General features: G+C 59.8%; 1 protein-coding gene. It reads left to right on the forward strand.

Annotation, left to right across the window (positions count from 1 at the left end; genetic code table 11):
• On the forward strand, nucleotides 1-535 hold a 535-nt coding region (locus PMN64_RS42965; protein ID WP_411785138.1), incomplete at its 5' end, for an IS630 family transposase.
• Nucleotides 536-550: the final 15 nt, after the last annotated feature.

The raw sequence follows: 550 nt of genomic DNA on the forward strand, positions 1-550 counted from the left end.
GTATCAAGATCGCGTCGAAGCTGAGCGGCTGGTCTTCATCGACGAGACCTGGACCAGGACCGATATGGCGCCCTTGCGGGGATGGGCGCCGCGCGGACACAGACTTCACGCCAAGGTTCCTCACGGCCGCTGGAAGACCATGACCTTCCTGGCGGCCTTGCGCCATGACCGGATCGATGCGCCATGGTTCATCGAAGGGCCGATCGATGGCGTGAGCTTTCGCACCTATGTCGAGAAGGTTCTGCTGCCCGTCCTTCGACCCGGCGATATCGTCATCTTGGACAACCTCGGCAGCCACAGGAGCAAGGTAGTTCGCCAGCTCATCCGCTCGGTCGGCGCCAAGCTCTTCTTCCTGCCAAAATACTCGCCCGATCTGAACCCGATTGAACAGGTCTTTGCCAAGCTCAAACACCTGCTTCGCAACGCCGCCGCGCGAACCGTCGACGCAGTCTGCGCCGCTATCGGCCACGCGCTCGACGCCTTCACCTCCGAGGAATGTGCCAACTACCTCAAAAATTCAGGCTATCGAACTTAATGCCATCACGCTTTA

This window comes from Bradyrhizobium sp. UFLA01-814, from assembly GCF_046718885.1.
In the GTDB taxonomy this organism is placed as follows: Bacteria; Pseudomonadota; Alphaproteobacteria; order Rhizobiales; family Xanthobacteraceae; genus Bradyrhizobium; species Bradyrhizobium elkanii.